General features: G+C 44.4%; 7 protein-coding genes. 4 read left to right on the top strand and 3 right to left on the bottom strand.

From position 1 onward, the window contains the following. Positions 1–56: 56 nt before the first annotated feature. From tnpC to tnpA, 3 genes are all read right to left on the bottom strand, one after another. Complete coding sequence (gene tnpC, locus E2980_RS23540; RefSeq protein WP_135154648.1) at positions 57–1,634, bottom strand: IS66 family transposase; 1,578 nt, start codon at positions 1,632–1,634, stop codon at positions 57–59. Positions 1,635–1,704: 70 nt separating this feature from the next. Continuing rightward, on the bottom strand, positions 1,705–2,058 hold the full coding sequence (gene tnpB / locus E2980_RS23535) for an IS66 family insertion sequence element accessory protein TnpB (protein WP_135154647.1): 354 nt from the start codon (positions 2,056–2,058) through the stop codon (positions 1,705–1,707). Next, positions 2,052–2,375 carry an IS66 family insertion sequence element accessory protein TnpA gene (tnpA, locus tag E2980_RS23530; RefSeq protein WP_135154646.1) on the bottom strand — a complete coding sequence of 108 codons (324 nt, stop codon included), beginning with the start codon at positions 2,373–2,375 and terminating at the stop codon, positions 2,052–2,054. Before tnpA ends, tnpB begins: the two co-directional genes overlap by 7 nt. A 114-nt stretch (positions 2,376–2,489) precedes the next feature. On the opposite strand from tnpA, the gene E2980_RS23525 reads away from it, so the two are divergent. The 4 genes from E2980_RS23525 (at position 2,490) to E2980_RS23510 (ending at position 4,591) form a co-directional block, all read left to right on the top strand. Further along, positions 2,490–2,699 (top strand): hypothetical protein, encoded by a 210-nt coding sequence (locus tag E2980_RS23525; RefSeq protein WP_135154645.1) that lies wholly within the window; start codon positions 2,490–2,492, stop codon positions 2,697–2,699. Positions 2,700–3,361: 662 nt separating this feature from the next. After that, entirely contained in the window at positions 3,362–3,556 is a 195-nt protein-coding gene (locus tag E2980_RS25235) for a transposase (protein ID WP_135154644.1), read from the top strand. Between the two features lie 168 nt (positions 3,557–3,724). Further along, complete coding sequence (locus E2980_RS23515; RefSeq protein WP_135154643.1) at positions 3,725–3,904, top strand: hypothetical protein; 180 nt, start codon at positions 3,725–3,727, stop codon at positions 3,902–3,904. Positions 3,905–3,925: 21 nt separating this feature from the next. Next, the gene (locus tag E2980_RS23510) at positions 3,926–4,591 is read left to right on the top strand and encodes a hypothetical protein (protein WP_135154642.1); all 666 of its coding nucleotides are present in this window, start codon (positions 3,926–3,928) and stop codon (positions 4,589–4,591) included. The last annotated feature ends 119 nt before the right edge of the window (positions 4,592–4,710 follow it).

Genomic DNA, 4,710 nt, shown 5'->3' with positions numbered 1-4,710 from the left:
GTAAGCGTCAAATAGCCCCCACCTGTATTCGAGATGAGGGCTACGGTATGCTTGATTTATGATTTAAAGACTCGGCAAGCGAGAGGTAACGACGATGACCACGGCAACAGTCGATCTAATGCTTCCGGATCTTTGGGATCAATAAGCTGCGGCATCTGTTCAAATAGATGGTTAAGATACTTGAACGGATTCAATCCGTTTTCTTTCGCCGTTTCAATAACGCTATAGATCGTGCTGCTGGCTTTGGCGCCGCGAGGCGTATTGGCGAACAGCCAATTCTTTCGTCCGATGACAAACGGTTTAATGGCGCGCTCGCTCCGATTATTATCGATCTCCAATCGCCCATCGCTTAAAAACGCCGTTAACTTATCCCACTGGTTCAGGCTATAGGTAATGGCTTGGCCAAGCAGACTCTTAGGAAGCGTCCGGGAACGTTGCTGACGTAGCCATGCCAAATAAGCATCCGTGATTGGGCGGCTTCGCTCTTGGCGGATAGCATACCGTTCCTCAGGAGATGACTCCTTTAAATCCCGTTCAATTGTAAACAACCGGTTGCAGAACTCGAGCCCTTCCTGCGCCGTTGTTTTTGTTTTGTCTTGCGAAACAGGCAACGACTTCAACGCTTCGTCGAATTTGCGCCGGGCATGTGCCCAGCATCCGACTAAGATGACTCCGGTCACCTTGTGATATCCCGCATACCCGTCTACGTGCAAGTATCCGCTGAAACCCGCGAGGAAATTCCGGGGATGCTCACCACCGCGGGTAGGTCGATAATCGTACAAGACGATAGGCGGTCCCATGCGCCCGGTTCGATACAGCCACAAATATGATTGCGTCTCGGCTGATTTACCCGGCTCTCGCAGCACTTGCAACGTCGTTTCGTCCGCGTGCAGAATGTCCTGCTTCAGCAGGTGCTCGTGCATGCGATCCACAAGTAGCGACAGCCACTGATTGGCGCCGTACATCATCCAGTTCGCCAACGTCTGCCGAGACAAGGTAAGGCCGAGTCGCGCAAACTGTTGTTCTTGCCGATACAATGGCTGGCTATCCACGTACTTCTGACTCATGACATGAGCCAAAATAGACGGGGAAGCTAGACTTCCCGGCTGAACCGGCTTTGGCATCGGTGCCGTAACAATAGGCGTGCGAATCTCCTCGCGCTCGCAATGGCGACAAGCATAGACCTGACGCACATGCCGAACGACCTTCACTTCAGCGGGAACGATGGCGATTTCGTTGCGGGTTTCGGTGCTCATTTCATGCAGAGTGCCTCCGCAGCAGTAACAGATCTGCTCCGACTCGGGCAGCGTATAGACGACCGTCTCGACCGGGAACTGATCCAACTTCGCTTCGCGGCTACCGCCCGTCTTCTTACGGTTGTAGGTGACGGTCTCCACGTCCGGCTCCTGAGAAGCCGGCGTTGCAAGTACCTCGGCTTCATTAAACAGGTCCATTTCAACCTGATCCGGATGCGTCTTCTCGCTCGACGCTCCGAATCGCTTCTGCTGTGCCAGTCGGAACTGCTCTTGATACCAGTTCAGTTTGGCCGTTAGCTCTGCGATTTGGGCATCCTGTTTCGCGATGGTGGCTTCATACAATTCAGTTGTAGGGCAACTTTCCGCTCGATTTTCCATACCTAATCTTTTCGTGCGGGCAAGCCTCAATACCTGCCTTAAGGTATGTCGAAACGGCGAACTATGGCTGTTAAATGATGGTTTGGGCGATGACTTTCGAATGGGCTTGTCGCTGATTCAGTGCTAGCCCATCCAAGAGCCAACGGAGCTCACGGGAAGTGATACTGACCGGGTCGCCCTTATCCGTCGGCCACTGGAACGTTCCACGCTCGAGCCTGCGGTAGAACAGCCAGAAGCCGTTATGCTCCCAATACAGAATCTTAAGTTTGTTCCGCTCGCGGTTACAAAATACGAACAAACATGGAGAGAACGGATTCAGACCGAATCCCTCTTGGACAAGTACTGCCAGTCCGTCAATGGACTTGCGTAAGTCTGTGCTGCCGCAAGCTAGATATACCTGCTTTGCGCTAAGCTCGTTCAACATAAGGCTTGAAGGGCCTGCACTACGTCACGGAGCAGAACGGGGTTGAATCCAGGATGGACTTCTATGACGGCCGAACCGAGTTTAACGTTTAGGTTGGCAGACCTCGTTTCCGCTTCGGGTGCGACTTTAACATTTAACCATGTCGTTTCAGGGACAACAGATATTGAAGCGGCAGCTCCGTCGATTCGTCTCATCCAAGTGTAAAGCTGGCGGCGATCCACTTGGTTAGCTTTACACCACTTTGTTGCTTTCTCGCCGCTAGATCGGTAAGCAGTGACGCGAGCTTCCCATTTCTTACGAACATCTTCTTTGGTCATGAAAAATCCTCCTCGATTTGATACTGAGGAGGATTATCCCATAGCTATTAGGTAGCTTGAAGGTGGGGAGGGTTTGACGCTTACGCAGATAAGCAACATGCAGTGATACTACCAATGACAATGGAAGTTATTTTGGTATATGAATTCAAAAATGAAAATGATTTATCTTCTGAAAGATCAGAAATCTATAAGAAATTTCTAAAAAAAGGAAACCCTGAAGAAGGTGCTGAAGAACTTATAAAAGGGAATATATACGTATTATTTTCCAAGCATTCCAAATCGCCTGTGAATCGTAAGCTAAATGAAATAGTTAACTCCTTATAATCACACTACGTTAAGAACTGTAAAGAAGTATAATAATCTCTTTTACATGAACTGCACCCCGTCAAGTAGAGAGTATAAAAAGTAAAGACATTAAGCGGCCTTCGCCCTGAATTCCATGGGACTGAGGCCGTTTAGTTTTTTCTGTAATGCGGATTAAATGTTTGCCACATGCGAGTGTAACAACTCCAAATGGCTTTTCTAATCTGAAAAATGGTTTGACCGATTCTTAAAATAAGTTATTTACGAACAACTCATGAATACGAAAATTAAATACGATTTTACAACGGACTCATGAATGTCAAAATTGTTTGGATTTTCCGAGAGACTCAAGATGGTCACAATTTAATCGGGGTATCTTGGCTGTTTCGGTTTGCTAGTCGCTATTGCGATTATGGGTGTCATTATTATGGCAATCGTGGACAGTGAGAATGATAAATCGAATAAGCAAAGGCAGCAGTTCAATCGCCTGCTGCGGTTATTGAATCGCCTCAAGGAATCCACGATGCTTACGAAATGTGGCTGACTCAGAACTGGCGAGTTTCTGAAGCAGACAAGCAACCGATTTTTATCGCTTCTAAAAGCAAGACAGATCAAGCAAATGGTCGCCGAAGATTGCGAAACCGAGCGAGGCTATCAGAACAAGCGGGTTTGATTGTGCAAAAATGCAAAAGTTGGAAGATGAACTGGATGCTCTACTTCGGGACATTGACTGTACCTTGGATAGCATGCCGGGTATCGACAAGGTCACAGCGGCAAGCTTCGTAGCAGAAATCGGGGCGATTGAACGATTCGCAAATGCTGAGAAGCTGGCTGGTTTTGCGGGGATTGCGTCTGTCAGACACGGCGACAGGCGGTAACAAATGCCGGTTATTCCAGAACAACTGGCAGGGTGATATACTAAATTTTAACAGGAAGTGGCGAGTGGTTTATAAACTAGGATACCTATGAGGGGGAGATTGAGCAGCCGCAGAGCTTGAATTTGTATGTGTATACTAAAAACAATCCAGTAAGATACATTGACCCAAGTGGCAGCACAAAAAGAAATTGTTGATAAGAGTATTAAAAAAGGAATAGCTATTGGTAAAACTAAAAATGGCATGCACATTAAGATTTATTACAATGGAAAAGATAAAAACCTTATTGATAATGCACATCCTGTGCATCAAAAAGATATGAAGAGTAAGTATTTTGATGATGAAAATTAATATAGTCTTGGGAGTGTTTATATGGATTTGAATAACTTGAGATTTGTAGAGTATATTCAGAAAAAAATTAAAATACCTCATAGCGTTATCTATGAAAAAATGATTCAAGAAAATAGGAAGGATATTTTAATTGAATTTATGGTAGGACAAACGATTCTTCCAACAGTTATATATATTGAGACGTATACTAACGATAACCTTACTGTTGACACAGATGCATTTAGTGTAGCTGATCGAGTGAATTTATCTCCAAACATATTTGATATTTATATCCAATATGTTGGGAAGCTTATTTTAGAAGTATTGAACATAATAGATGACAGTGGGCAGTTTACGAAGAGAAAATTTTATGGTCACCATTTTGCTAGGAATGATTATTCTAGTTACTTAAAATTTAGTTCATATGAACAAGTTCTTGCTTTGAAGAAAGAAATTATTGAAATTGTTTATTCTTCTGAATTTGTAAATCGAGGAGAAGTTGAATTTGATTTTTTACTTTACGGGACTTCGGGTAAAAACTTAGCCACCTTATTTGAGACAGAAGGCATCGCAACATTTCAGAGCGTTGGAAGTGGATATCTATTAACTTTTATTAATGAAGATCTAGATGGAAATGAGACATTTTTAGACAAGTTATCAAACAAGATAAATAAGTTGGGCTTTATTTCATCAATGCATATTATATAGACGGCAGATAACATTCTAGGAATTCTTTAAAGGAATTAATGCCATTAATATCTAATCTTCTCCCTAAGTAGAAAATTACTTTTGGGAGTGGTTACCTTGGCGAGAACAAAAGCAATTCA

The sequence above is a fragment of the Cohnella luojiensis genome (genome assembly GCF_004564235.1).
Taxonomy (GTDB): Bacteria; Bacillota; Bacilli; order Paenibacillales; family Paenibacillaceae; genus Cohnella; species Cohnella luojiensis.
Note: the sequence above shows the minus strand (reverse complement) of the source record. Positions and strands in the feature narration are given on the sequence as shown.

Excerpts from the sequence above, each read along its gene's own strand:
- tnpC (WP_135154648.1), bottom strand. The coding sequence starts at position 1,634 with ATGGAAAATCGAGCGGAAAGTTGCCCTACAACTGAATTGTATGAAGCC.
- tnpB (WP_135154647.1), bottom strand. The coding sequence starts at position 2,058 with ATGTTGAACGAGCTTAGCGCAAAGCAGGTATATCTAGCTTGCGGCAGC.
- tnpA (WP_135154646.1), bottom strand. The coding sequence starts at position 2,375 with ATGACCAAAGAAGATGTTCGTAAGAAATGGGAAGCTCGCGTCACTGCT.
- E2980_RS23525 (WP_135154645.1), top strand. The coding sequence starts at position 2,490 with ATGACAATGGAAGTTATTTTGGTATATGAATTCAAAAATGAAAATGAT.
- E2980_RS25235 (WP_135154644.1), top strand. The coding sequence starts at position 3,362 with ATGCAAAAGTTGGAAGATGAACTGGATGCTCTACTTCGGGACATTGAC.
- E2980_RS23510 (WP_135154642.1), top strand. The coding sequence starts at position 3,926 with ATGGATTTGAATAACTTGAGATTTGTAGAGTATATTCAGAAAAAAATT.